This is a genomic window from Taylorella equigenitalis ATCC 35865 (assembly GCF_000276685.1).
Lineage (GTDB): Bacteria > Pseudomonadota > Gammaproteobacteria > Burkholderiales > Burkholderiaceae_B > Taylorella > Taylorella equigenitalis.
Genome location: NC_018108.1, coordinates 878,010 through 901,240 on the forward strand (window position 1 = coordinate 878,010; position 23,231 = coordinate 901,240).

At 36.1% G+C, this 23,231-nt stretch carries 23 protein-coding genes; 15 read left to right on the plus strand and 8 right to left on the minus strand.

The genetic code is table 11. The annotated features are described in order from the left end of the window. Window positions 1-29: 29 nt before the first annotated feature. Window positions 30-809, plus strand: a complete 780-nt coding sequence (locus KUI_RS04015) for a TrmH family RNA methyltransferase (protein ID WP_013522565.1) — start codon at window positions 30-32, stop codon at window positions 807-809. Here KUI_RS04015 and ppsR read toward each other — a convergent pair. Further along, window positions 799-1,629: a posphoenolpyruvate synthetase regulatory kinase/phosphorylase PpsR gene (gene ppsR, locus KUI_RS04020; protein WP_014840362.1), complete on the minus strand. Its 831-nt coding sequence runs from the start codon at window positions 1,627-1,629 to the stop codon at window positions 799-801. The two genes, KUI_RS04015 and ppsR, sit on opposite strands and share 11 nt — an antisense overlap. A gap of 154 nt (window positions 1,630-1,783) precedes the next feature. Between ppsR and ppsA the strand changes: the two genes are divergently transcribed. From ppsA to KUI_RS04050, 6 genes are read left to right on the plus strand one after another with little or no spacing between them, the layout of a single operon-like run. Next, complete coding sequence (gene ppsA, locus KUI_RS04025) at window positions 1,784-4,153, plus strand: phosphoenolpyruvate synthase (RefSeq protein ID WP_013522567.1); 2,370 nt, start codon at window positions 1,784-1,786, stop codon at window positions 4,151-4,153. Window position 4,154: 1 nt separating this feature from the next. Further along, complete coding sequence (locus KUI_RS04030; protein ID WP_013522568.1) at window positions 4,155-4,598, plus strand: NfeD family protein; 444 nt, start codon at window positions 4,155-4,157, stop codon at window positions 4,596-4,598. Window positions 4,599-4,611: 13 nt separating this feature from the next. Next, window positions 4,612-5,547, plus strand: coding sequence for an SPFH domain-containing protein (locus KUI_RS04035; protein WP_013522569.1), 936 nt, complete (start codon window positions 4,612-4,614; stop codon window positions 5,545-5,547). Then, entirely contained in the window at window positions 5,547-5,996 is a 450-nt protein-coding gene (gene smpB / locus KUI_RS04040; RefSeq protein WP_013522570.1) for an SsrA-binding protein SmpB, read from the plus strand. Before KUI_RS04035 ends, smpB begins: the two co-directional genes overlap by 1 nt. A 5-nt stretch (window positions 5,997-6,001) precedes the next feature. Then, window positions 6,002-6,445 carry a type II toxin-antitoxin system RatA family toxin gene (locus KUI_RS04045; protein ID WP_014840365.1) on the plus strand — a complete coding sequence of 148 codons (444 nt, stop codon included), beginning with the start codon at window positions 6,002-6,004 and terminating at the stop codon, window positions 6,443-6,445. Further along, a complete protein-coding gene (locus KUI_RS04050) occupies window positions 6,426-6,761 on the plus strand; it encodes an RnfH family protein (RefSeq protein WP_225971966.1) in 336 nt (111 codons plus the stop codon). The genes KUI_RS04045 and KUI_RS04050 overlap by 20 nt, the downstream gene beginning before the upstream one ends. Here KUI_RS04050 and ygfZ read toward each other — a convergent pair. Continuing rightward, entirely contained in the window at window positions 6,742-7,614 is an 873-nt protein-coding gene (ygfZ, locus tag KUI_RS04055) for a CAF17-like 4Fe-4S cluster assembly/insertion protein YgfZ (RefSeq protein WP_014840366.1), read from the minus strand. The genes KUI_RS04050 and ygfZ overlap by 20 nt on opposite strands. A 109-nt stretch (window positions 7,615-7,723) precedes the next feature. On the opposite strand from ygfZ, the gene mltG reads away from it, so the two are divergent. From mltG to KUI_RS04080, 5 genes are read left to right on the plus strand one after another with little or no spacing between them, the layout of a single operon-like run. Then, the gene (gene mltG, locus KUI_RS04060; RefSeq protein ID WP_014840367.1) at window positions 7,724-8,752 is read left to right on the plus strand and encodes an endolytic transglycosylase MltG; all 1,029 of its coding nucleotides are present in this window, start codon (window positions 7,724-7,726) and stop codon (window positions 8,750-8,752) included. A gap of 1 nt (window position 8,753) precedes the next feature. Beyond that, the gene (gene tmk / locus KUI_RS04065) at window positions 8,754-9,368 is read left to right on the plus strand and encodes a dTMP kinase (protein ID WP_014840368.1); all 615 of its coding nucleotides are present in this window, start codon (window positions 8,754-8,756) and stop codon (window positions 9,366-9,368) included. Then, the gene (gene holB / locus KUI_RS04070; RefSeq protein ID WP_225971967.1) at window positions 9,358-10,413 is read left to right on the plus strand and encodes a DNA polymerase III subunit delta'; all 1,056 of its coding nucleotides are present in this window, start codon (window positions 9,358-9,360) and stop codon (window positions 10,411-10,413) included. The genes tmk and holB overlap by 11 nt, the downstream gene beginning before the upstream one ends. 10 nt (window positions 10,414-10,423) lie before the next feature. After that, on the plus strand, window positions 10,424-11,200 hold the full coding sequence (locus KUI_RS04075; protein WP_013522577.1) for a TatD family hydrolase: 777 nt from the start codon (window positions 10,424-10,426) through the stop codon (window positions 11,198-11,200). A gap of 8 nt (window positions 11,201-11,208) precedes the next feature. Continuing rightward, entirely contained in the window at window positions 11,209-11,862 is a 654-nt protein-coding gene (locus tag KUI_RS04080) for an ankyrin repeat domain-containing protein (RefSeq protein WP_013522578.1), read from the plus strand. Between the two features lies 1 nt (window position 11,863). Here the strand turns inward: KUI_RS04080 and mnhG are convergent, their stop codons facing one another. From mnhG to KUI_RS04110, 6 genes are read right to left on the minus strand one after another with little or no spacing between them, the layout of a single operon-like run. Beyond that, window positions 11,864-12,184 (minus strand): monovalent cation/H(+) antiporter subunit G, encoded by a 321-nt coding sequence (mnhG, locus tag KUI_RS04085; protein WP_013522579.1) that lies wholly within the window; start codon window positions 12,182-12,184, stop codon window positions 11,864-11,866. Continuing rightward, on the minus strand, window positions 12,181-12,465 hold the full coding sequence (locus tag KUI_RS04090) for a K+/H+ antiporter subunit F (RefSeq protein ID WP_014840369.1): 285 nt from the start codon (window positions 12,463-12,465) through the stop codon (window positions 12,181-12,183). Before KUI_RS04090 ends, mnhG begins: the two co-directional genes overlap by 4 nt. Beyond that, entirely contained in the window at window positions 12,462-12,947 is a 486-nt protein-coding gene (locus KUI_RS04095; RefSeq protein ID WP_013522581.1) for a Na+/H+ antiporter subunit E, read from the minus strand. Before KUI_RS04095 ends, KUI_RS04090 begins: the two co-directional genes overlap by 4 nt. Then, the gene (locus KUI_RS04100; RefSeq protein WP_014840371.1) at window positions 12,944-14,611 is read right to left on the minus strand and encodes a monovalent cation/H+ antiporter subunit D; all 1,668 of its coding nucleotides are present in this window, start codon (window positions 14,609-14,611) and stop codon (window positions 12,944-12,946) included. The genes KUI_RS04095 and KUI_RS04100 overlap by 4 nt, the downstream gene beginning before the upstream one ends. A 3-nt stretch (window positions 14,612-14,614) precedes the next feature. After that, window positions 14,615-14,947, minus strand: coding sequence for a Na+/H+ antiporter subunit C (locus KUI_RS04105; protein ID WP_014840372.1), 333 nt, complete (start codon window positions 14,945-14,947; stop codon window positions 14,615-14,617). 9 nt (window positions 14,948-14,956) lie between these two features. Next, the gene (locus KUI_RS04110; RefSeq protein WP_013522584.1) at window positions 14,957-17,809 is read right to left on the minus strand and encodes a monovalent cation/H+ antiporter subunit A; all 2,853 of its coding nucleotides are present in this window, start codon (window positions 17,807-17,809) and stop codon (window positions 14,957-14,959) included. 58 nt (window positions 17,810-17,867) lie between these two features. On the opposite strand from KUI_RS04110, the gene KUI_RS04115 reads away from it, so the two are divergent. From KUI_RS04115 to KUI_RS04125, 3 genes are all read left to right on the plus strand, one after another. Continuing rightward, complete coding sequence (locus KUI_RS04115; protein WP_013522585.1) at window positions 17,868-18,641, plus strand: class I SAM-dependent methyltransferase; 774 nt, start codon at window positions 17,868-17,870, stop codon at window positions 18,639-18,641. A 107-nt stretch (window positions 18,642-18,748) separates the two neighbouring features. Then, window positions 18,749-20,029 (plus strand): efflux RND transporter periplasmic adaptor subunit, encoded by a 1,281-nt coding sequence (locus tag KUI_RS04120; RefSeq protein ID WP_225972080.1) that lies wholly within the window; start codon window positions 18,749-18,751, stop codon window positions 20,027-20,029. After that, complete coding sequence (locus KUI_RS04125) at window positions 20,022-23,231, plus strand: multidrug efflux RND transporter permease subunit (RefSeq protein ID WP_013522587.1); 3,210 nt, start codon at window positions 20,022-20,024, stop codon at window positions 23,229-23,231. Before KUI_RS04120 ends, KUI_RS04125 begins: the two co-directional genes overlap by 8 nt.

Below are 23,231 nucleotides of genomic sequence, written 5' to 3' on the forward strand. Positions count from 1 at the left end.
TTAATGAAGGCTTTTATATGCACATCTAAATGGAAATAATTACCTCAAAAGAAAATCTATACTACAAAAACTTAAAAAAAGCATTGAGCAATAACAAATGCACTCAAACTGTGCTCGAGGGTCCACATTTAGTAAAACAATGGCTCGATTCTGGTAGGGCATTTAATAAATTTGTTATGTCTGAAACCCTCTACAATAAAGGAGGTAATGATTTTGAAGGCTACACAATTTCAAATCCAATTGTTCTATCTGATAATTTATTTAAATCACTTAGCGAAGTAGTAACAAACCAAGGAATCCTGCTTCTTATAGATATCCCTACTTACAACATTAATAATCTAAGTATGCAAAATACTATAGTCCTGCTCGACTCAATCCAAGACCCTGGAAATCTAGGAACTCTTTTAAGGACTTGTGTCGCTGTTGGGATTAGTGATGTTGCACTCAATAAGGGGTGTTCGAGTGCTTGGTCTAGTAAGGTTCTACGCTCTGCTCAGGGCTCACATGCCTTTTTAAAGATATATCATCACGTTGATTTAATTGGCTTAATTGAAATATTACAAGCTGGAGGTTATGAAATCATTGCCACGGCATTGGATTTAAGCTCCAAAAACTTATTTGAATTAAATTTAAATAAAAAGATTGCTTGGATATTTGGCAATGAAGGTAACGGCGTTTCATCTGAGATTCTTAGTCTAGGGCTTGAAAAATGCATCATACCGATAAACCAAAATATTGAATCTCTCAATGTAGGGGTAGCGGCCAGCATTTGCCTATATGAGCAATATAGACAGAAAACTAGCCGATAGTTTTAGGGTCTATTTTAAGAATCTGTAAAATTTGAGTTGATATCTCTTCGATTGATTTAGTGGTAGATGAAAGCCAAGAAATATTTTCCATTCTGAGCAGTCGTTCAGCTTCAGCAACTTCATAACGGCACTGCTCGATAGAAGAATATTTGCTGTTGGGGCGTCTTTCACTTCTAATTTCGCATAATCGATCTGGATGTATGGAAAGCCCAAATAATTTATGTCTAAATGGTTGGATTGTTTTAGGAAGTTGACCTCTTTCAAAATCCTCAGGAATTAGTGGAAAGTTAGCTACTTTTAGGGCGTACTGCATGGCCAAGTAAAGGCTAGTAGGCGTTTTACCGCTTCGTGACACACCGACTAATATTACATCTGCCTGCTCTAAGCCATGAACAAACTGTCCGTCATCGTGAGCAAGAGTGAAATTAATGGCTTCAATTCTCTGTCTATAAGCATCAGAGCCCACATTGTGATGCGATAAACCTATGGCAGGTTGAGATTTTACGTTTAAAGATAGCTCAAGAGTATTAACACAGGCAGTAAAAATGTCTAAAAAAATTCCTTTTGAATTTCGGATTTTCTCTACAATTTCCTCTTGAACTAAAGTACTAAAGATAATAGGAGGTGAATCCTTAGTAGCTATCTCATCAATTCTTCTAATAATATCCTCAATTTGAGGTACAGTCTTGATGAAAGGCTCACGAACCATCTTGAAACGGTAATGATGCAGAAACTGGCTTAAAACAGAATTTCCGAATGTCTCAGCAGTAATACCTGTACCATCAGATATAAAAAAAACGGTCTTAATGGGCAAGGTCATCTACTATCCTCGTTGCATTTCATTTAGTAATCAAAAGGTTTACAATATTCTGACATAAATTATAAATAACTATTTAATTCAAGAGGCTTATTTATTTAAAAATTTTTTTACAGATTTTTTAATAAATTGGCTTTTTTTATTATTGGAGAGACCTATGTCTTATGTTATACCTTTTGAGCATCTTCGTATGCAGGATGTAGATATTGTTGGGGGCAAAAACTCCTCGCTCGGTGAGATGATTTCTCAGCTATCTTCAGCTGGTGTTAGGGTGCCAGGTGGCTTTGCCACAACTGCACAAGCTTTTCGGGATTTTTTGAAATATTCAGGACTTGAATCAAAAATTTCAGATAAGTTAAAAGCACTTAATCCAGAGGATGTTCGCGAATTGGCAAGTGCCGGTCAGGAAATCCGTCAGTGGATAATTGAAGCACCCTTTTCAAAAGAATTTGAAAGTGCAATCAGAGAAGAGTTTGCAAAATTAGATTCGGATGGTAATGGAAGTTTTGCAGTTCGCTCTTCTGCTACTGCTGAGGATCTTCCAGATGCATCATTTGCTGGTCAACAAGAAACATATTTAAATGTTGAGGGTATAGACGATGTGCTGGACAAGATTCGCCACGTTTTTGCCTCTCTTTATAACGACAGGGCTATTTCCTATAGGGTTCATAAGGGTTATGAACATGCTGAAGTGGCGTTGTCAGCAGGTATACAAAGAATGGTGAGATCAGATGTAGGTAGTGCAGGTGTAATGTTTACTATGGATACAGAATCTGGTTTCCCTGGGGTTGTATTTATTACATCATCATATGGCTTAGGTGAAACTGTAGTACAAGGTGCTGTAAACCCTGATGAATTCTACGTTTCCAAAGAATCTTTGAATCAAGGAAAATACCCTATCGTTAATAGAAGGATAGGCTCTAAGTTCATAAAAATGGAATTTAATAGCGAGCGTAAACCAGGGGAATCATCAGTAAGGACGGTTGACGTTTCACCAGTTGAACGAAATAGATTCTCATTATCTGATAATGAAGTTATTGAGCTAGCTAAATACGCAATGATTATTGAAAAGCATTACCAAAGACCCATGGATATAGAGTGGGGTAAAGATGGTGTTGATGGTAAGTTATATATTCTTCAAGCGAGACCTGAAACTGTTAAATCGTCTGAGGGGTCAAGCGGTGCTTCTCAGCAAAGGTACAAACTTAAGGCTACTGGTCAGGTAATTTGTTCTGGTAGAGCCATTGGTCAAAAAGTTGGAGTTGGCAAAGTAAAAGTTATTCACGACCTTGATCAAATGGATGAGGTTAAAGAAGGTGATGTACTGGTAACCGATATGACTGACCCAAATTGGGAACCAGTTATGAAGAGAGCTAAGGCCATAGTTACAAATCGTGGCGGTCGAACATGTCACGCAGCGATTATCGCTAGGGAACTTGGAATTCCTGCCGTTGTTGGCACTGGCAATGGGACTGAAGTCCTTCTAAATGATATGCAAGTTACTGTATCGTGTGCCGAAGGAGATGAGGGTAAGATTTATGACGGTTTACTTGAAACTGAAGTTGAGGATGTAGTACGTGGGGACATGCCACAAATTCCTGTAAAAATCATGATGAACGTAGGTAATCCACAGTTAGCCTTTGATTTTGCCCAAATTCCGAATAACGGTGTAGGTTTAGCTAGGTTGGAATTTATTATTAATAACAATATTAACATCCATCCTAAAGCAGTTTTGGATTATCCAAACGTAGATTCTGATTTGAAAAAAGCGGTAGAGTCTGCAGCTAGAGGATATGAAAGCCCAAGAGCCTTTTTTGTGAAAAAGCTAGCTGAAGGAATCGCTACTATTGCCACAGCCTTCTATCCAAAACCAGTAATAGTTCGTATGTCCGACTTTAAATCTAATGAATATCGTAAATTAGTCGGCGGAACTCGTTATGAGCCAGAGGAAGAAAATCCTATGTTGGGTTTTAGAGGTGCTTCACGATACATTGCCGATGATTTCCGTGAATGTTTCAAAATGGAGTGTGAGGCATTAAAACTAGTTCGTGAAGATATGGGGCTAACAAATGTTGAAGTCATGATTCCTTTTGTTAGAACAGTTAAGCAAGCTCAAAGAGTTGTAGAACTTCTTGCTCAAAATGGTTTGAAGAGAGGGGAGAGTGGTCTACGTCTAATTATGATGTGTGAACTTCCTACTAATTCTATTCTTGCTGAGGAATTTTTAGAGTATTTCGACGGGTTCTCAATCGGATCAAATGATATGACTCAGCTAAGTTTAGGTTTAGATAGGGATTCTGGTATGGAACTACTAGCTCAAGATTTTGATGAAAGAGATCCTGCAGTTAAATTCCTACTTGAACGTGCCATTGGAGCATGCGTCAAAGCAAACAAATACATTGGAATTTGTGGTCAGGGACCTTCAGATCATCCAGATTTTGCTAAATGGTTGATGGAAAAAGGTATAAAATCAATTTCTCTCAACCCTGATACTGTAGTCGAAACTTGGCAAAAACTAGGAGAATAATATGATGTGGGTATGGTTTGCCCTGTCTGCTATTTGCTTAATCTTAGAGCTAATGACGGGTGGTTTTTTTCTGTTATTTATCTCTATTGGGTTACTAGCAGCAGGTGTTCTTGCTTTCTTTGAGTTGCATTTATATTGGTCTTTAGGTGCTTTTGCACTTATATCCCTTTCTAGCATTTTCTTTTTAAGAGTGTTTGGTATACGAAAATCACCTGCTAAAAAACCTGCACTAGATAAAAACGTAAATCTTGATATTGGAACTTCGATTTTTGTAAATTCATGGAATGGAAATCGTCGTACACAGGTAAATTATAGGGGTGCTCAATGGCAGGCAATTTTGGCAGATCATATCACTTCTATACCAGAAAATAGCGGTTACTATAAAATAATGGCAATCAATGGTTTAGTTTTAGTTTTAGAACCAGTTGGATTTAAGGTGGAATAAGGGGGAGAGATATATGTCACCATTAGATATATTTTGGATAATTCTGATTGTCCTTGTGATTATTTTAATTTTCAAATCGGTAGCTATTGTTCCTCAACAACATGCTTGGGTTGTAGAGCGATTAGGTAGGTTTGATAGGGTTCTTACACCAGGACCTCAATTTGTTGTGCCACTAATTGAAAAAGTTGCATATAAACATATGCTAAAAGAAATTCCATTAGATGTACCGTCTCAAATTTGTATTACTAGGGATAATACTCAACTTCAAGTAGATGGTGTCTTATATTTCCAAGTAACTGATCCAAAACTTGCTTCTTATGGTTCATCTAACTATATTTCTGCTATTACACAATTAGCTCAAACTACATTACGTTCCGTTATCGGTAAGATGGAACTAGATAAAACTTTTGAGGAACGTGAAGTTATCAATGCGGAAGTGGTTTCAGTATTGGATGAGGCTGCAGCAACTTGGGGAGTAAAAGTACTCCGTTACGAAATTAAAGACTTAACACCTCCAACTGCAATTCTTCAAGCCATGCAACAACAAATCACTGCTGAACGCGACAAAAGGGCTAGAATTGCGGTTTCTGAAGGTGAAAGTAGAGAGAAAGTAAATATTGCAGAGGCTCAAAGAACTGCTGATATTTATAGATCTGAAGGTGAAAAACAAGCCCAAATCAATAAAGCAGAAGCTGAAGCTGAATCGGTTAGAAGAATTGCTGAAGCTACTGCAAAAGCGATTTCAGAAGTTGCTCAAGCAATTAATCAACCTGGTGGACGTGAAGCTGTAAACCTTAAAATAGGTGAACAGTACGTTGATGCTTTTGGAGAACTAGCTAAGAAAGGTAATACTCTAATTTTACCTAGTAATATGGCTGACATGGGTGGTTTAGTTGCTTCTGCTCTTACAATATTGGATACACATAAAAATAATAAAATAAATCCTTAATGAGCATTACCGAAAACAAAAGAGCCCGTCACGATTATTTTATAGAGGATAAGTTCGAGGCGGGCTTAGTGTTAGAAGGCTGGGAAGTCAAAGCCATTAGAGCTGGAAAAGTTCAATTGCATGATACTTACGTTATAGTTAGAGATGGAGAACTTTTCTTGCTTAACATGCACGTAAATCCGCTTTTATCTGCATCTACTCATGTTCATCCTCAAGCATACAGAACAAGAAAACTTCTTATGCATCGTAGAGAAATCAATAAACTAATAGGTAAGGTTGAACAAAGAGGGTATACATTAATCCCCTTAAATCTCCATTACAAAGCAGGAAAGATTAAATTGGATTTTGGTCTTGCAAAAGGTAAAAAAGACCATGACAAGCGCGACACTCTTAAAGAACGAGATTGGCAGCGCCAAAAAGAAAGAATAATGAAAACAAATAGGTTATAAGCAAAATGCCTGTTATTAAAAAATCTGTTTTAGTTCCATATTCTGCGAGTCAAATGTTTGAATTAGTTGATAACGTAAAAGAATATCCAGAATTCATGCCATGGTGTGGTGGTGCCACGGAAATACAAAGAACTGACTCAACACTGATAGCTACAGTTGTTATTAGTATTGCCGGACTAAAACAGTCATTTACTACTAAAAATCTTAATACTCCTCCAACAAAAATCAGTCTAACTCTTGTAGAAGGTCCTTTTTCCGCACTGTCAGGAGAATGGAATTTTAAACCTCTAGCAGAAAACGCCTGTAAGGTCTCATTCGACCTTAAATATGATTTTAAAAGTAAACCCTTAGCATTAATAGTAGGGCCTGTATTTAATACCATTGCAAGCACCTTTATAGATTCTTTTACCAAAAGAGCACAAGCCAAATATGGAGAAGCAAGTCTCTAATCTTATAGTCGTTGAATTTATTTGTTCAAACTCCGACGGCACTATTGAATCTAAAGATCTATTACTAAAACAAGGCACCCTTATGTCCGATGCCCTTGCACATTGCCCCTTTGAAACATCAGGTCGTGGTATTTCTATATTTGGAAAAAAAGTCCCTAAAAATTATGTTCTTCGAGACAAAGATAGAATTGAAATTTGCAGACCCTTAATATTTGACCCAATGATTTCACGTAAGAGAAGGGCAGATATAGCCAAAATGGGCATACTAAAAAAAGAAGCTCAAAAAAGAAGAAAAGTTAAGTTTGACTCAAATTAATCATGTATGGAAGAGGAATCAATTCCAGGTCAGATTGATTATGTAGGCTCTCTAAACTACTTAGCTGTATTTCAGCTAATACATAGTTACCCCCCTCAAAGTGAGAAATATTAATAACACTTCCGAAATCATAAATGTCAGCACCCTCTATAAGAGAATGCTCACTAAACCTCACAGGAAATGCACGTCTTTTAGGCTTGCTCTTGTAATGTAATCTAGCAATAACCTCCTGACCCACATAACACCCTTTATTAAAACTTATTGCATTTATGATATCTAAATTCAAGCTTTGAGCTAAGAATTTTTCATACGTTTTATCAGTAATCCACGGCAAACCGCTAAGAATATCTTGAGTAGCCCATTTCTGGTCTTCATCTTCTCTTTCAACACCCTTATGCTCAATAAGTTTTATTATTAATTTCCTACTAATATTAGCGTTAGGGCTTGGAAATCCTACAGAAAACAAACCAGCACCTTTATCGCAATGCAGTAATGGAAAATGAGGCGTACCTCCGTTGGTTAAGTCGCTTTCAGGTTCATATACCGCCTGAATTGAAGACTCTACTTGTTCTATTAAAACTTTTGCCCTTAAAACAAACATACTTAATCGTTTTTGTAGCAAGGTGGCAATGCTTTTGTGAACCATCATAAAGATTGATTCATCTATATTAGTTTCGTCAACACTATCAGACCACATAACTCCTGTAGCAAGTAATCTTCCTTGATTATTGCAGTAACCAAAAAATTGTGCCTGTCCAGCAGATACTCGATTTATATCCTGTGTAAGTTGACCTTGAAGGAAATTTCGAACATCAGCTCCTGATAGTTTTAATAAAGCAAATTGATTAATCATAAGAATAAAAAAACGATTTTTATTAAGCTTACTTCAATTGGATTTCCTTATCAAATAAGACCCTACATATAAGCTAAAATACTAAGACACCTGTTTATCAAGCCCAACTATGATCAAATTTATATTCAAATTTTTAATTATCCTCTTCCTATTAACAGTTATAATTCTTGGTATAGGAGGTTATTTAGTTTATAAAAATTTGAATAGTCCTTTAGAAGTTAATGGACATAGACAATTAATTGATGTACCCAATGGAAGTAATCTGACACAAGTTGGAGAATTAATTGATAAAGCGACTAACTCTGATGCGTCTAGTGTAATCATAAGAATTTATGCTAAATACAAAGAGCTTCAAAATGCACCTATTAAAGTTCATCCAGGTGCATATGAATTAAATGATGGTCAAACCCTAATCCAAATTTTAGAAGAGATGGATAAGGGCGATAGATATTACAGCTCACTAGTGCTTATTGAGGGATGGAGCCTTAAGCAGATAAAACAAGCCTTTGCATCTAAAGACGATTTAAAACAAAGTATATCCAATCTTACTGATGAAGAAATTCTTAAAAATTTCGGTGCTCCCTCAGAAATCAAATCACTTGAAGGTTTAATTCATCCAAATACATATAAATACACACCAGGAAACCTAGACATTGATATTCTTAGAGTTGCTTATAAGAAAGGTAATGAAATCATGGATAAAGAGTGGGCAAATCGAGCACCTGATTTACCTTTGAAATCACCTTATGAAGCTTTGATTCTTGCTTCAATAATAGAGAAAGAAACTGGTCAGAAATCAGACAGAAGCAAAATCGCTGGAGTATTTATAAATAGATTAAACCACAATATGCTTTTACAAACTGACCCTACGGTTATTTATGGAATGGGGGACAAGTATCAAGGCAAAATTAGAAAAATTGATTTAATGACCGACACTCCTTGGAACACCTATATTCGTAAGGGATTGCCACCGACTCCTATTGCCAGCCCAGGACTCGAGTCTATAAGAGCCGCACTACATCCAGAGAGGCATGATTATTTATATTTTGTTTCTAAAGGTGATGGGACAAGTGCATTTGCTAAAACTTTATCTGAGCATAATGCAAACGTGAATAAATATATATTGAAGAAAAATTAATATGCGAGGGTATTTTATAACACTTGAGGGTATCGATGGAGCTGGAAAAAGCTCACATATTGAATATATTGTCGATTTTTTTGAAAGTTTGGGTAGGGAGGTAGTAGTTACCAGAGAACCTGGGGGCAATGCTCTTTCGGAGGTGCTTCGTGGAATTCTGCTAACTCAACCTATGAATTCACTTACAGAGGTGCTATTGATGTTTGCCTCAAGAAGTGAAAGTGTGTATGGGATTATATTGCCAGCCTTAAGAGAAGGAAAAATAGTTATCTCCGATAGATTTACTGATTCGACTTTAGCTTACCAAGGTGGTGGTCGAGATTTTTCAATTGATGTGATTAATGATTTAAAAAATATCGTACATCCTGATTTAACTCCTGATTTGACTTTGTTGTTTGATGTTCCCTTGGAAGTTGCTAGGGATAGATTATCTAATGGTAGGTCTGTTGATAAATTTGAGGTGCTTGATGAAGATTTTTTTAATCGAGTTAGAAATCAGTATTTAAGCATGGCAAATTATGAACCTGACAGAATTAAAATTATCGATTCTTCTCACTCAGTTACTGTTGTTAGAAGACTTGTTAATCAAGTTTTAATGAATTTTATTGGCGCTTGAAGTGGAAGTTAAAGAGTTTTACCCTTGGCATTTAGATATAGCAAAAATTTGGATTCAATCCAAAGATAGATTCTCGCATGCATGGCTTATCTATGGTCAAGAAGGGATTGGTAAATTTGATTTCTGTTTAACAGCTGCTAAGACTATACTTTGCAAAAATGCTAACCCCTTTGCTTGCAACTGCTGTTCATCATGTCATTTGATGGATAAGGGCAATCATATCGATTTTAGAGTTGTTGTGCCTGAAAGTTTGAGAGAGCATTATCAAATTTCGAATAAAGAATTAGAGGAATATTCGTCTTTTAATCCTTCGACAGGAGGAAAACCTTCTTTAGAAATTAAGATAGATCAGATTAGAGAATTAGAAGAGTTCTTTACTCTTAGTCCATCTCTAGGAAGTAGCAAAGTTATAGTTTTAGGTCCAGTTGAAACATTAAATCAGGCTTCCTCTAACTCATTACTTAAAATTTTAGAAGAGCCTCTAGGGGATACTGTTTTTTTATTATTTACTCATGCTATTCAAAAAGTATTGCCAACTATTTTATCTAGATGTCAAAGACTTTCATTGCCAATCCCAACCCCAGAAGTAGCGACCGATTGGCTTATAGAAAAAGGGTTACAAAACGCAAATGAATTGTTATTAATGGCATCTGGAGCTCCTTTAAAAGCCCTTGAGCTAAGTTCATCGGAGTATGAACCAGTTCATTTTTGGATTTCAGATTTTATAGAAAACCTTAATTTTGGAACTCAAATTGATTACGATTTTTTTGTAGATAAGTTAGACAAAATCCCAAACACACAGTGGGTCAATAGTTTGCAATCTTTGGTTGCTGATTTGCTATTATCAATAAACGGGCTAGAAGTTAGGTTCTATAAATCTTTAGAGGGCGAGATTAGGAGCATTGCCACAAAAAGTAGTGCCCTTAAGCTTACAGATTTATGGAAATATTTGATTGATAGGCAAAGGCTTTCATCTCATCCGCTAAATAAGAAGTTATTTATTCATTCATGCCTACAAAAGGTTTATATATGCGTTGGAAAATAAGGATAAAAATATGTTTGTAGACTCGCATTGCCATTTGGATTTTCCTGAACTAATTCAGGATTTAGATGATATTTTGGATAGAATGAAGCGAAATTCTGTAGAACACGCTTTATGTATAAACGTTAATAAACCTGACTGGGATAATGTATTAAATTTAGTAGAAAAGCATGCTAATTTGTCCGCATCTGTTGGTGTGCATCCAGATTATGAGGACACAGAAGAGCCTAGCGTTGAAGATCTAGTTCAATATACCAGACACCCTAAAGTTGTTGCTATTGGGGAATGTGGATTAGATTATTATCGATTAAGTGAGCCATTAGAGTGGCAAAGAGATAGATTTCGTATTCATATTAGAGCTGCAATTGAAGCTGGGGTGCCGTTAGTTATACACACGCGACAAGCACCAAAAGATACTATTAAAATTCTTAAAGAAGAGGGGGCTGAAAGGTGTGGTGGTGTTATGCACTGTTTTACTGAGGACATAGATATGGCTAGAGAATCCTTAAATTTGGGTTTCTACATATCCATGTCAGGAATTGTCACTTTTAAAAACGCAACTCAAGTTCATGAAGTTGCAAAATTCGTGCCATTAGACAAGCTTTTAATTGAAACTGATTCACCCTATTTAGCACCTGTACCATATAGAGGAAAAAGAAATGATCCATCTTATGTAATGCATGTTGCGGAGAAAATCGCCGAACTTAAGGAAATTTCTCTGGATGAAGTTGGCGATCAAACTACTAAAAATTTTTACAACCTATTCTCTAAAATAAAACAAATTTCTTAGGAGGAAATATGTATTTGAAATCACTAATCTCATGTGTTTTATTAAGTGCAGTAACTATGGGGGTTGCGAATGCTGATAATGCATCATTTTTCAATGCAGCTGAGAACAACAAGGTTAAATCAATTACGGAGCAAATTGAACAAGGGCAAAATCCAAATATAGTAAATAAAAATGGTCACACTCCGTTTATAGTTGCAATACGTGAAAAAAACAGAGAAGCTGCTATGGAAATTGCTCAGAGCCCTAAATTCAATGTTAATCATGAAAATAGTTTTGGAGAATCACCTCTAATGTATGCCGCTATAACAGGCGATATTGAGATGGCACAATTACTAATCAAAAAGGGAGCAAAGGTAAATAAATTTGGATGGACTCCTTTGCATTACGCTGCATCTACTGGTAAATCAGATATGGCACAGTTTTTACTATCTAAAGGTGCAATTCCTAATCCACCTTCACCAGATGGTTCATCACCTCTGATTATGGCTGTTAAGGCTTCAAGTATAGAAACAGTTAAAATTTTATTAGAGGCTGGGGCTGATCCCAAAGCGATTGACCAAAAACGCCTAAGTGCGATTGATTACGCTAAGCAAAAAAATCTTAAGTCAATTTATGATTTGATGATTAAGTATGACCCTAGAACTGGAAAAAAACCCAACTAATTTAATCATGTATCCCCAATCTTTCCATTCTTAATGTATAAGAACGTAGCATCAAAGATGTAGAGATTGGGGAGGTTATAAATAGCACTATAACTAAAAGAATTTCGTGAAAAAACACTCTGTCATGAAGAAAATACGAAAATGCCATAGAGGCAATCATGACTAAGAGTGTACCTAAAGTACTACCCAGAGCAGTTGCGTGAATTCTACTGGAAAAGTTTTTAAATTTAACTAAACCTATAGATCCAATCATCGTAACAGTGCTACCAATAACTAAAAATATGGCTATTAAAATAGTCGCCCATAATGGTATATCGTTCATGGTTCTATGACCTCATCTCTCAATAAAAACTTAGCAAGTGCCACAGTTCCAACAAACCCCAAAAGAGCCATTAGAAATGCGATTTCAAAATACCAAGATGATTGGAATAACATACCAAGAATCACAATTATAAGCATGCCGTTAATATAAATTGCATCTAATGCCCAAGCTCTATCTTCAGGACTTGGTCCTTTAAAAACACGATACACACTCGCTAGTGTACCTATAGAAAGACACAACAATGAGTAGTAAATCGAATAAATAATAATATCTATACTCACTCAAAAATCTCCATTAGAGGCTTTTCGTACCTATTTTTAATCGTTTCATACCAAACATGTTCATCATGTAAATCCAATACATGAAGTCTAAGAATATAGTCCTTTTCAGATAGACTAGCCCAGACAGTGCCAGGCGTGTAAGTAACAATACAAGACAAAAATGCAATTGCATGAGGATCCCTAATCTTTAAGGGTATATATACATAACCAGGATTAACATCTTTACTATTCCAAAGAATATGTCTTATAAGATGTAAATTTGATGTAATCATGTCAAATAAAACTAATCCGCAGAGCTTAAAGATGGTAAAAATTTTTCTGGGATATGCTAAATGTGGTCGCATTCTTAATGAAAGCATAACCATAATCATGCTTACAGTGAAACCCAACAATACCTGAGAAGCATCTAACGAATTTGATAGTAATACCCATATTACAGTCAAAATCAGAGTCAAAGGCACCCAAAAAAACATTTTATTCATAATGGATTTCCCTCTGAGTTATAAAAGCCTGATGATTGTTTAGCAGGTTTTTTACTAAAGACGGCCTCTACATATTCTGCAGGATTGTCTAATGATTTTGCTGTCGCATTCATGTAGACCATTACATCATTAACAAATATAGTTATATATAAACATAAACCAATCAATATAGATATTGGCAATGCCTCTCTAATACTCAATTTTGGAGAGTTTAAATTTTTGTTAGCCCAAAACACTCTAATACCAGTTCGGCTCATTACTATAACAGTCACCATTCCTGAGAAAATCATAAATCCCACTAAGAACCAAGCATAAATTGGTGCCGATCCTGACTGAATACTTGTTAATGATACAGCTTGAGACAAAAGTGCAAATTTAGCTATAAACCCAGAAAAAGGTGGTAGACCCGCAATAATTAATGTGCAGACAATAAATGCTGAGCCTAAAAAAGCCAATGCTGCTGGTATTGAAACTCCTACAACTTCTCCAGAATAGTCAGATTGATTATCAGAATCATCAATCCCAAAAGCTTCAAGAGTTGTGTTTAAAACGTTTTGTGGAGTATCTTCTGTTCTTGAAATTATCTCAACTAACAAAAAAGCAGTGGCGACAGCAAATACGGAACTGACTAAATAATATAAAGATGGGCCAGTTAAGGCAACTCCTGGCATACCTAAAGCTGTTAATAACGTACCTGATGAAATAATGACGCAAAATGAAACCATTCTAGAAAATTTCTTTTCGCTTAATAATCCCAGCGAACCGTATATAAGAGTGCCTAATCCTATGAAGTAAAGCCATTGCCCCCCAAAGGCACCAGGAGCACCTGTAGGCAATAATAAAGATCCTACCCTTAATAAGGCGTAAATCCCAACTTTGGTCATAATTGAAAAAAAAGCGGCCACAGGTGCTACTGCCGATGAATAAGCATTAGTAAGCCAAAAGGAGAGAGGCCATGCAGCTGCTTTTATTAAGAAAGCTGTGGCTAACAAAGCACAGGCCACTTCGAAAAGGGTTCTGTAGTCAGAGGTCATTTCTCCAGCTTTTAGGGCGATATCTGCAATGTTCAATGTTCCAGTTACTGAATAAATCATTGAAATCCCAATAAGCAGTAAAAAAGAGCCAATCAAATTGACCACTATATATTGGAAACCTGAAGTCACACGAGATTGATTGGAACTGTGCAAAAGCAGACCGTATGAAGCTGATAAAAATATTTCAAAAAATACAAATAAATTAAATAAATCTCCAGTTAAAAAAGCACCATTAACGCCCATTAAAATAAAAGAAAACAACGGATAGAAATGCACTCCAGCCCTATCCCATAAAGAAGTAGCATAAATTAAGCACATTAATCCCAAAATACTTGAAAGCAAAACCATTAAGGCTGAAAGTCTATCTACTACAAGTAGAATTCCATATGGAGCCTCCCAATTACCTAATAAATAAACATAGATATTATTAGGTGCTGATTCAGTGAATTTTCCACTAACTGCCTGCATTAAAGTAGCAGAAACCCATAACAAAGTAATTGTTGAAATAATGGCTATGATTTTATTGATTGGTCTTCTTTTCTCTTTAAGCCATAACATCAATGCCCCAGAAAACATGGGTATTAATATACATAAAAGTGGCAAATGAGAAAAAATATAACTGTTACGCATCAACTAATCACCTTGACCATCAACGTGATCAGAACCTGTAAGACCTCTTTGAGCCAAAATCATAACTAGTATTAAAGCAGTTAAAGCGAAACCTATAACAATCGCTGTCAATACGAGTGACTGAGGAACAGGGTCTGCATAAACCAAGGAATCAGAACTTTTTTGAAGAAGAGGGGCTTTACCAACAACAAGTCGACCTGTACCAAATATAAAAAGATTAATTGCGTATGAAAGTAAGCTAATTCCTATAAGAATTTGAAAAGTTCTCTGCCTCAACAATAGCCATACACCTGACCCTGCTAATACACCAACTGCAATTGAATAAATGAGTTCCATAATAAACCTTTAAGATTTGCTCGATCTAAGTGATTGATGGGCTAAGGCAACCAACATATATGTAGTTGAACCAATAACAAGCATAAAGACCCCAAGGTCAAATAGTATTACGCTTGAAATATGAATATCTCCCAATAATGGCAGATGAAAATGATAGGCCATCGCTGAAAGAAATGGTAACCCATGAAACATAGGATAGATGCCAGCTATAGCTGCACATAATAAACCTCCTGAAAGAAGATTATGAGGTCTAATTCTAGATAACTCCTCTACCCAACGTATACCACTTATCATATATTGAATAATTACACCAATAGCAAAGATAACTCCAGCTATAAACCCCCCTCCAGGTAAATTATGCCCTCTAAAAAAGAAGAAGTAGGCTATAACACTAATTAAAGGCATAATAAGTCTAGCTAGTACTGTTGGGGCTAGCATAGTTCCTTTAGGAAGGTGTCTAGATTCAGATATAGGAACTATATCTGGTGATAGAGTACGATTGCGTTTAGATGATTTAACCAAAGTCTCTTTGGGAGGTCTAAATCTCCTAAGAAGAGCATAAACAGTAAGTGCCACAATACCTAAAACAGTTATCTCACCATAGGTATCAAATGCACGGAAATCAACCAAAATCACATTTACTACATTTCTACCACCACCTAAAGAGTAAGCATTATCCAAAAAGAACTTACCTACAGATGGAATTGTGTCACGTGTGGTAATTTGATAGGTTAAAAATGCAAGCCCCAGTCCTATAGTAACTGCCAATGCACCGTCTCGAATATATCTTAAATGCTTAGCTGTATAAGCTTCTATTTTTTCAACCTTTGTCACTCTAGGCAGCCATCGCAAACCTAATAAAAGCAACACTACATTAATTACCTCAATAACAACTTGTGTAAGTGCTAAATCTGGAGCAGAAAGCCATACAAAGGTAATGCATGTTATTACTCCTGCAACTCCCGCTAAAACTATAGCCCTAAATCTATTGTATTTAGCTTGATAAGCTGCTCCAACGGCACTTGCACAGCCTGCTATCCACAAAATTGCAAAAGAAATATCAAAATTTAATTTTGGCAATCTATACCATTTGTCGAAACCTATTAATGGCAATGTAGCCACAACAACAGAAACAAACAATATGGCAAAAATTTGAGACTGTAATTTATTAGATGAAATGTAATTAATTATGGTGTAGGCAATATTATCTATTCTATCCAGTATCCAATCGAAAATATCTCTACCTTCAAACCTTCGCAGTCCTATAGGTCTATTTAGAAATGTTTTGTTATATGGTTTAAGAATAAGGTATACGATAAACCCAAACGAAAGGGCAAGTATACTCATTACTAGGGGTATGTTAAATCCATGGAATACATGCAAACTAAATTCAAAATCCTCATAAGGGAATAAAGCGGACATCGCCACCTTAAGAATTGGTTCAACGATATAACCTGGCAAAATACCAATAGCAATACACATAAACACCAAAAATGCACTTGGAAGAAGCATGAATTTATTTGGATCGTGAGGCTTTCTAGGAAGGTCAGTTGGGTTAGGGCCAAAAAACACTTTGATAACAAATCTGAAGGAGTAAGCTACACTAAAAATACCCGCAATCAGTGCCAATATGGGAAGTATATAAGCACGTGCATCGTCAGTTGTAAGAGTTTCAGAGAAAAACATCTCCTTAGAAATAAACCCATTTAACAACGGAACACCTGCCATGGCTGCAGCGGCAACTATAGCTAAAGTGGTAGTAATAGGCATATAACGCCTTAATCCACTAAGTACAGACATATCACGAGTTCCAGTTTCGTGGTCTACAATGCCTGTAGCCATAAAGAGAGAAGCTTTAAAGGTCGCATGATTTATCATGTGAAAAATGGCTGCAACTAGGGCTAGCTTACTATTTAAACCTAGTAGTAAAGTAATCAATCCTAGGTGACTTATAGTTGAATAAGCCAATACCGATTTCATATCTCTTTGAAAAGTGGCAATGTAGGCCGCTAACGTCAAAGACAATAAACCCGATAATCCGACTGTCCAAAACCACAAATCGGTACCTGCCAAAACTGGCCAAAATCTAGCCAATAGAATTACACCAGCTTTTACTAATGTAGCTGAATGAAGGTACGCTGATACTGGCGTTGGGGCAGCCATAGCATTAGGCAACCAAAAGTGGAATGGGAATTGAGCACTTTTTGTTAAGGCACCAATTACAAGTAATATTAAGATTATCGGGTAATAGGGATGATCTGCTATAAGTTCAGTGGAATCAAGAACAGCTTGAAACTCGTAGGATCCGACAACATTGCCAATTATAAGCATAGCAGCTAATAGGCAAAATCCCCCAAGAGCTGTAACCGTCAAAGCAATTCTAGCTCCCCTTTGAGCATCGGACCTATGATGCCAGTATCCTATAAGCATAAAAGAACTTAAGGATGTCATCTCCCAGAAAATAACAAGCTGAATTAAGTGCCCCGATATAACGACACCCATCATGGAGGCCATAAATATCAGAAAGAAGGAAAAGAAGCGAGGGACAGGATCAGCAGGATCCATGTAATAACGGGCATAAATAACAACCAAAAGACCCATCACAGATACTAATAAAGCAAATACCCATGAAAAACCATCTAATTGGAAGATAAAATTTAAATGTAAAAAAGGTAGCCAATCGATTTTCTGTATCAGGATATCACCACTAAAAATATCTGGTGCACAGTAAATCAAATATCCTACACAATAGGTAGCAACTAAACCAGATAACCATGCTTCTCTATTACGAGCATTTGTAGGCAAAAGCATGGCTATAAGACTTGCAATCAAAGGAATAAGAACAAGACTTGATAATGGCATGTTGTGAAATCGAAGAAGAAGGTTTTTATAATTGTATTTTATAAGAATGGAGATAGTTTTGAGCAAAAAAACCAAGAAAATTATTGAACCTCATCCTATATACGATGAGCCAAGCATCTCCATAGAAAACGGCATGAAGTATCTTCACTTTGGAAGTCGGTTTATTCAAGGAGCGATGCAACTGACACATCCTAATCACTTGTATTTTATGTATACACGTCAGATGATGGCTTGGTTACTTTTTCTTGAAACATCTCAAGTTAAAACAGTAAATATTTTAGGACTTGGTGCTGGATCTCTGCTTAAGTCTTGTTATAGATATTGCACAAAAAATACTTCATTTAATTGCATAGAATGGAATCCTCAAGTAACGCAATGTGCAATTGCAGAATTTAGATTGCCAGACTCCGATAGGATTACTGTCATACATGCAGACGCTAGAAAGTGGATAAAACATAATTTAATAGCCTGCGATCTGCTTTTAGTTGATTTGTATAACTATGAAGCTGAAGGACCTGTAGCAGGAAATAAGAAGTTTTATAAAGATTGCTATAACAATCTAAATGATATCGGTGTGATGTCAGTAAATCTTTTTGGCTATCACAAAAGTTATAAAAAAAATGTAAAACATATAAAAGATATTTTTGATTTTGCAGTTGAATTCGAGGAAACTTTGGATGGCAATAGGGTAGTTCTTGGTTTCAAAGGACCCAAATTAAATATAAGTTACGAATCGCTTTTAAAAAGGGCGAAAGTTGTACAAAATCATACTGAACTTGAAGCGGTAGAGATGTCAAAAGAGATAGGTAGTTATTTAAAACTATTTAAGTAATTGATAGAAATAATTTGAATCTATCCTTTTAATTTATATTTACTAGTATTTTCCCTTAGGTTTATAAAAAATCTTAACATATCTATTTCTATTTCAAAATAATATATATGAGTTCTCTGAAACTGTCTAACAAATTGATGTGGTCAGTGGTTGTCATTGGGTTGTTTTTGACGGCCTGCTCAAAAGAAGACCCTTCAAAAGCCGACCAATCTAAAAGACCACCTATGAATGTTGCTGTAACAAAAGTGACTCGATCGGACAGTGTTTTGACTAGTAAATTATCAGGAAGGGTATCTGCAATAAAAAACGCCGAAATTAGGGCGAGAGTTAGTGGAATTGTAGAAAACATTAACTTTGAGCAAGGGTCAAAAGTAAAAGAGGGGGATGTACTTTTCGAAATAGATCCTGCAACTTATCAAGCTTCTTATGATGCAGCTATAGCAGCATACAATCAAGCCTTAGCAGCCTCATCTCAGAGCAACTCTCTAGCGTCACGATATAAAAAATTAATTAATTCAAAAGCCATTTCACAGCAAGAATACGAAAATGCTATGGCTAATGTTAAACAAGCTCAAGCAAGTGTTACCGCAGCTAAAGCAAATGTTGAGCAGGCAAAAATCAATCTATCCTACACTAAAGTTTCATCTCCTATCGATGGAACCATTGGAGAGGCTTTAGTTACAGAGGGTGCATTAGTAAGTGCTGCACAGGCTACACCCTTAGCTCAAGTTCAGGATTTATCTCGTGTCTATGTTGATTTTTCACAATCTACTGCCGAGTTATCTAATCTTAGAAACATAGCTTCATCTGGAAAAATAAAATTTGCATCTAAAGAGGAGTTACCTGTTAAATTGGTTCTTGAGGATGGTTCCATATACAAAGAAACAGGTAAATTACTTTTCTCGGGAGTCTTCGTGGATCCTAGTACAGGAATGGTAAAGCTTAGAGCTATATTTCCAAATCCTGATACCACATTATTGCCAGGTATGTATGTTCAAATTTTAATTGAGCATGGCGTTACAAATAATATGGTAGTAGTGCCATACCAAGCTGTTATGAGGCGTGATGATGGCTCAAGTATGGTTTTTGTTGTTGAGCAAGATAAAGTAGCAATTAAGCCTGTAAAACTTGGTAGACAAATTGACCAAAACATAATAATTGAGTCTGGTTTAAATGGAGGTGAATCTTTAATCGTCGAAGGTATCTCTAAAATTGGACCTGGCATGCCCGTTAAAGGTATACCTTGGTCTAAAGAGCAAAAAGGAGTTATGGGCACTAAACCTAATATGCAAAATGCACAATCTAAAGATGCCAGTGCTAGACAAAAAGAAAACACTAAAGCAAATCCAAAACCACAAACTAATAAAAATGGAATGAAGAATGGCTAATTTCTTTATCCACAGACCCATATTCGCATGGGTTGTCGCTATATTGATTTCATTATTTGGGTATATTTCTCTTACAAATATGCCTATATCACAATATCCAGAAGTAGCACCTCCAAGTGTTACTGTATCCGCTATATATCCAGGTGCTTCTCCGCAAGAGCAATCTGATCAAGTTACATCAGTAATCGAATCGCAATTAAGTGGTGTTAAGAATATGATTTATTATTCTTCTACCACAAGTACCAATGGAATGGCATCGACCACTGTAACATTCGAGCCAGGTACAGATCCAGCTTTAGCACAAATTGACGTTCAAAATGTCGTCTCAAATATAACTTCACAACTACCAGCAGCAGTAATTCAGCAAGGTTTAACTTTTAGTAGAAAAAATTCAAATTTTTTGATGATTGGCTCGTTATATTCTCCTAATAACGAATTCACTCCATTGGAATTAGCTGACTACATAGAAAACAATATAAAAAATAGTTTGACCTCTCTTAAAGGCGTCGGTCAGTTTCAGGTTTTTGGGGCAAATAAATCTCTTAGGGTATGGGTTAATCCTAACAAATTGTCTTCCTTTAACCTAACAATTACTGATGTAGTTAATGCTATAACAAGTCAGAATATAAGTATCTCAGCTGGAGTTCTGGGTTCACCTCCTGTACCCGAAGAGCAAACGTTTACTGCAGTAATAACTGCAAATGGACAACTCCAATCGGTAGAAGATTTTAAAAATGTAGTTTTAACAGCCAGACCAGATGGTTCTAGTGTGAAGCTTAAAGATGTTGCTAATATTGAAATTGGTAATTCATCTTATGCTTTCTCTGCAGCCTTAAATGGAAAAGCAAATGTATCATTTGCCATATCTCTAGCACCTGGGGCTAATGCAATCGAGACTAATGGTTTGGTATTAGAAGAACTAAAACAATTGTCTTCATTTTTTCCTGAAGGTATTAAATACTCTATCCCGTATGACAGCACACCTTATGTTAAATCTACTTTAAATAAAGTTTTTAATACCTTAATTGAAGCTATAGTTCTAGTGTTTATCGTTATGTTTCTATTCTTACAGAATTGGAGATATACACTTATTCCTGCGATTGTGGTACCCATAGCCCTATTAGGAACAATAACTGTGCTCTTGGCTTTAGGTTATTCAATAAACATTTTATCTATGTTTGCAATGGTGCTAGCCATAGGTATTTTAGTTGATGATGCCATTGTGGTTGTAGAAAACGTTGAAAGGATTATGGCCACCGAAAAACTACCACCTAAAGCGGCCACTATCAAGGCTATGCCACAGATTTCGGGAGCCATAATAGGTATTACATTAGTACTAATTGTTGTGTTTTTCCCTCTAATATTTATGTCAGGATCTGCAGGCATTATTTATGAGCAGTTTGCAGTTACCATGGCAATTTCAATAGCATTTTCAGGGTTTTTAGCAATTACGTTATCTCCAGCATTATGTGCCACATTGCTTAAACCAGTAACTAAGGACCCGCATAGTAAAAGAGGCTTTTTTGGATGGTTTAATAGATCTTTTGAATGGGTAACTGGAAGATATTCAAAAGGTGTAGCCTCACTTATAAGAAAAAGCTTCTTTATGATGATTCTATATTTAGGATTAGTTTTTGGAACCTTTTTTACATTCTCTCGATTACCTACTTCATTTCTACCTCAAGAAGACCAGGGGTATGTGGTGACTAATATAGTTCTACCTACTGGCGTTTCTGCAAAAAGAACGCAAGATGTTATCGATCAAGTTGGTGCTTATTACATGAAAAATCCTCTAGTTGAAAACTTTATAGGTATTAGGGGATTTAGCTTTAATGGAACTGGATTAAATGCTGGTTTAGCATTTACAACACTTAAACCCTTTAATCAAAGATTGCGTCCAGATCAGTCCGCACCTGCTATAGCTGGGGCAGCTACTGGAGCATTGATGTACGGCATTCCAGATGCGATTGTATTTAGTATTGTGCCTCCGTCCATACCATCTTTAGGTACTGCCCAAGGGGTTGAATTTCAACTTCAGGATAGGGGTAATTTTGGTTCTTCAGAACTATATAAAACAGCAAATGAACTAGTAAAACATTTAAACGAATCAGGTATTGTAGTTAATCCTCGTATTTCTGGAATTGGTCCAGGTCCTCAATTGGACCTCAAAATTAACAGGGAAAAAGCTGCAACTTTAGGTGTGCCAATTGCATCTATAGCAAATGTCATTAGGGTGGCAATGGGATCCTCCATGGCAGGTAAATTTCCACTTGAAGGAAGATTAAGAAATGTTTGGGTACAAGCTGAGGGTGACTATAGAGATAGCTTAGACGATATCCTTAAACTAAAAGTTAAGAATATTAATGGCCAATTAGTAGATATAAGTAACTTAGTTACTACTTCGTGGTCAAACGGACCATCTCAAGTTAAAAGATTTAATGGCTATGAAGCTATAAATATATCTGCAACACCAGCACCTGGCTATGCTAATGGTGATGCTATGAAAGCAGTAGAAGACACAGTTAGTCAAAAACTTCCAAAAGGCTATGGTGTAGAGTGGTCTGGGCTTTCCTATCAAGAAGTTCAAGCTGGAAATCAAGCACCTATTATGCTTGGTTTAGCTGTATTGGTCATTTTTTTAGTTTTGGCTGCGTTATACGAAAGCTGGACTATACCATTAGCCGCAATTTTGATTGTACCAATGGGTATATTTGGTACAGTTATGATTACTCGTTTTTTAGGCTTAGCTAATGATATTTATTTTCAAGTTGGATTAATAACGGTAATGGGGCTATCAGTTAAAAATGCAATTTTGATTGTGGAATTCGCTAAGGATGCTGTCGCTGAAGGAAAAGATTTATGGGAAGCAGCTGTAGATGCTGCTCATCTTCGCTTTAGACCTATTGTTATGACATCTTTGGCCTTTATTATGGGTGTCATACCTCTAACTATGGCTACAGGCGAAGGTGCTGCAAGTCAAAAAGCAATAGGATTTAGCGTATTAGGTGGTATGCTTGCTGCTACTCCTTTTTCTGTAACTTTTGTACCTGTGTTTTTTGTGGTTGTTTTAAAACTCTTTAAACCTAAAGCAAAAATATCTGATTCTTCAAAATTAAGAATTGAGGAAGAAGAAAAACTTACTCACCTCAAACAGGATATATATGAGACAGAAAGAGAACTTTCTGGCATAGAAGGAGAGTAA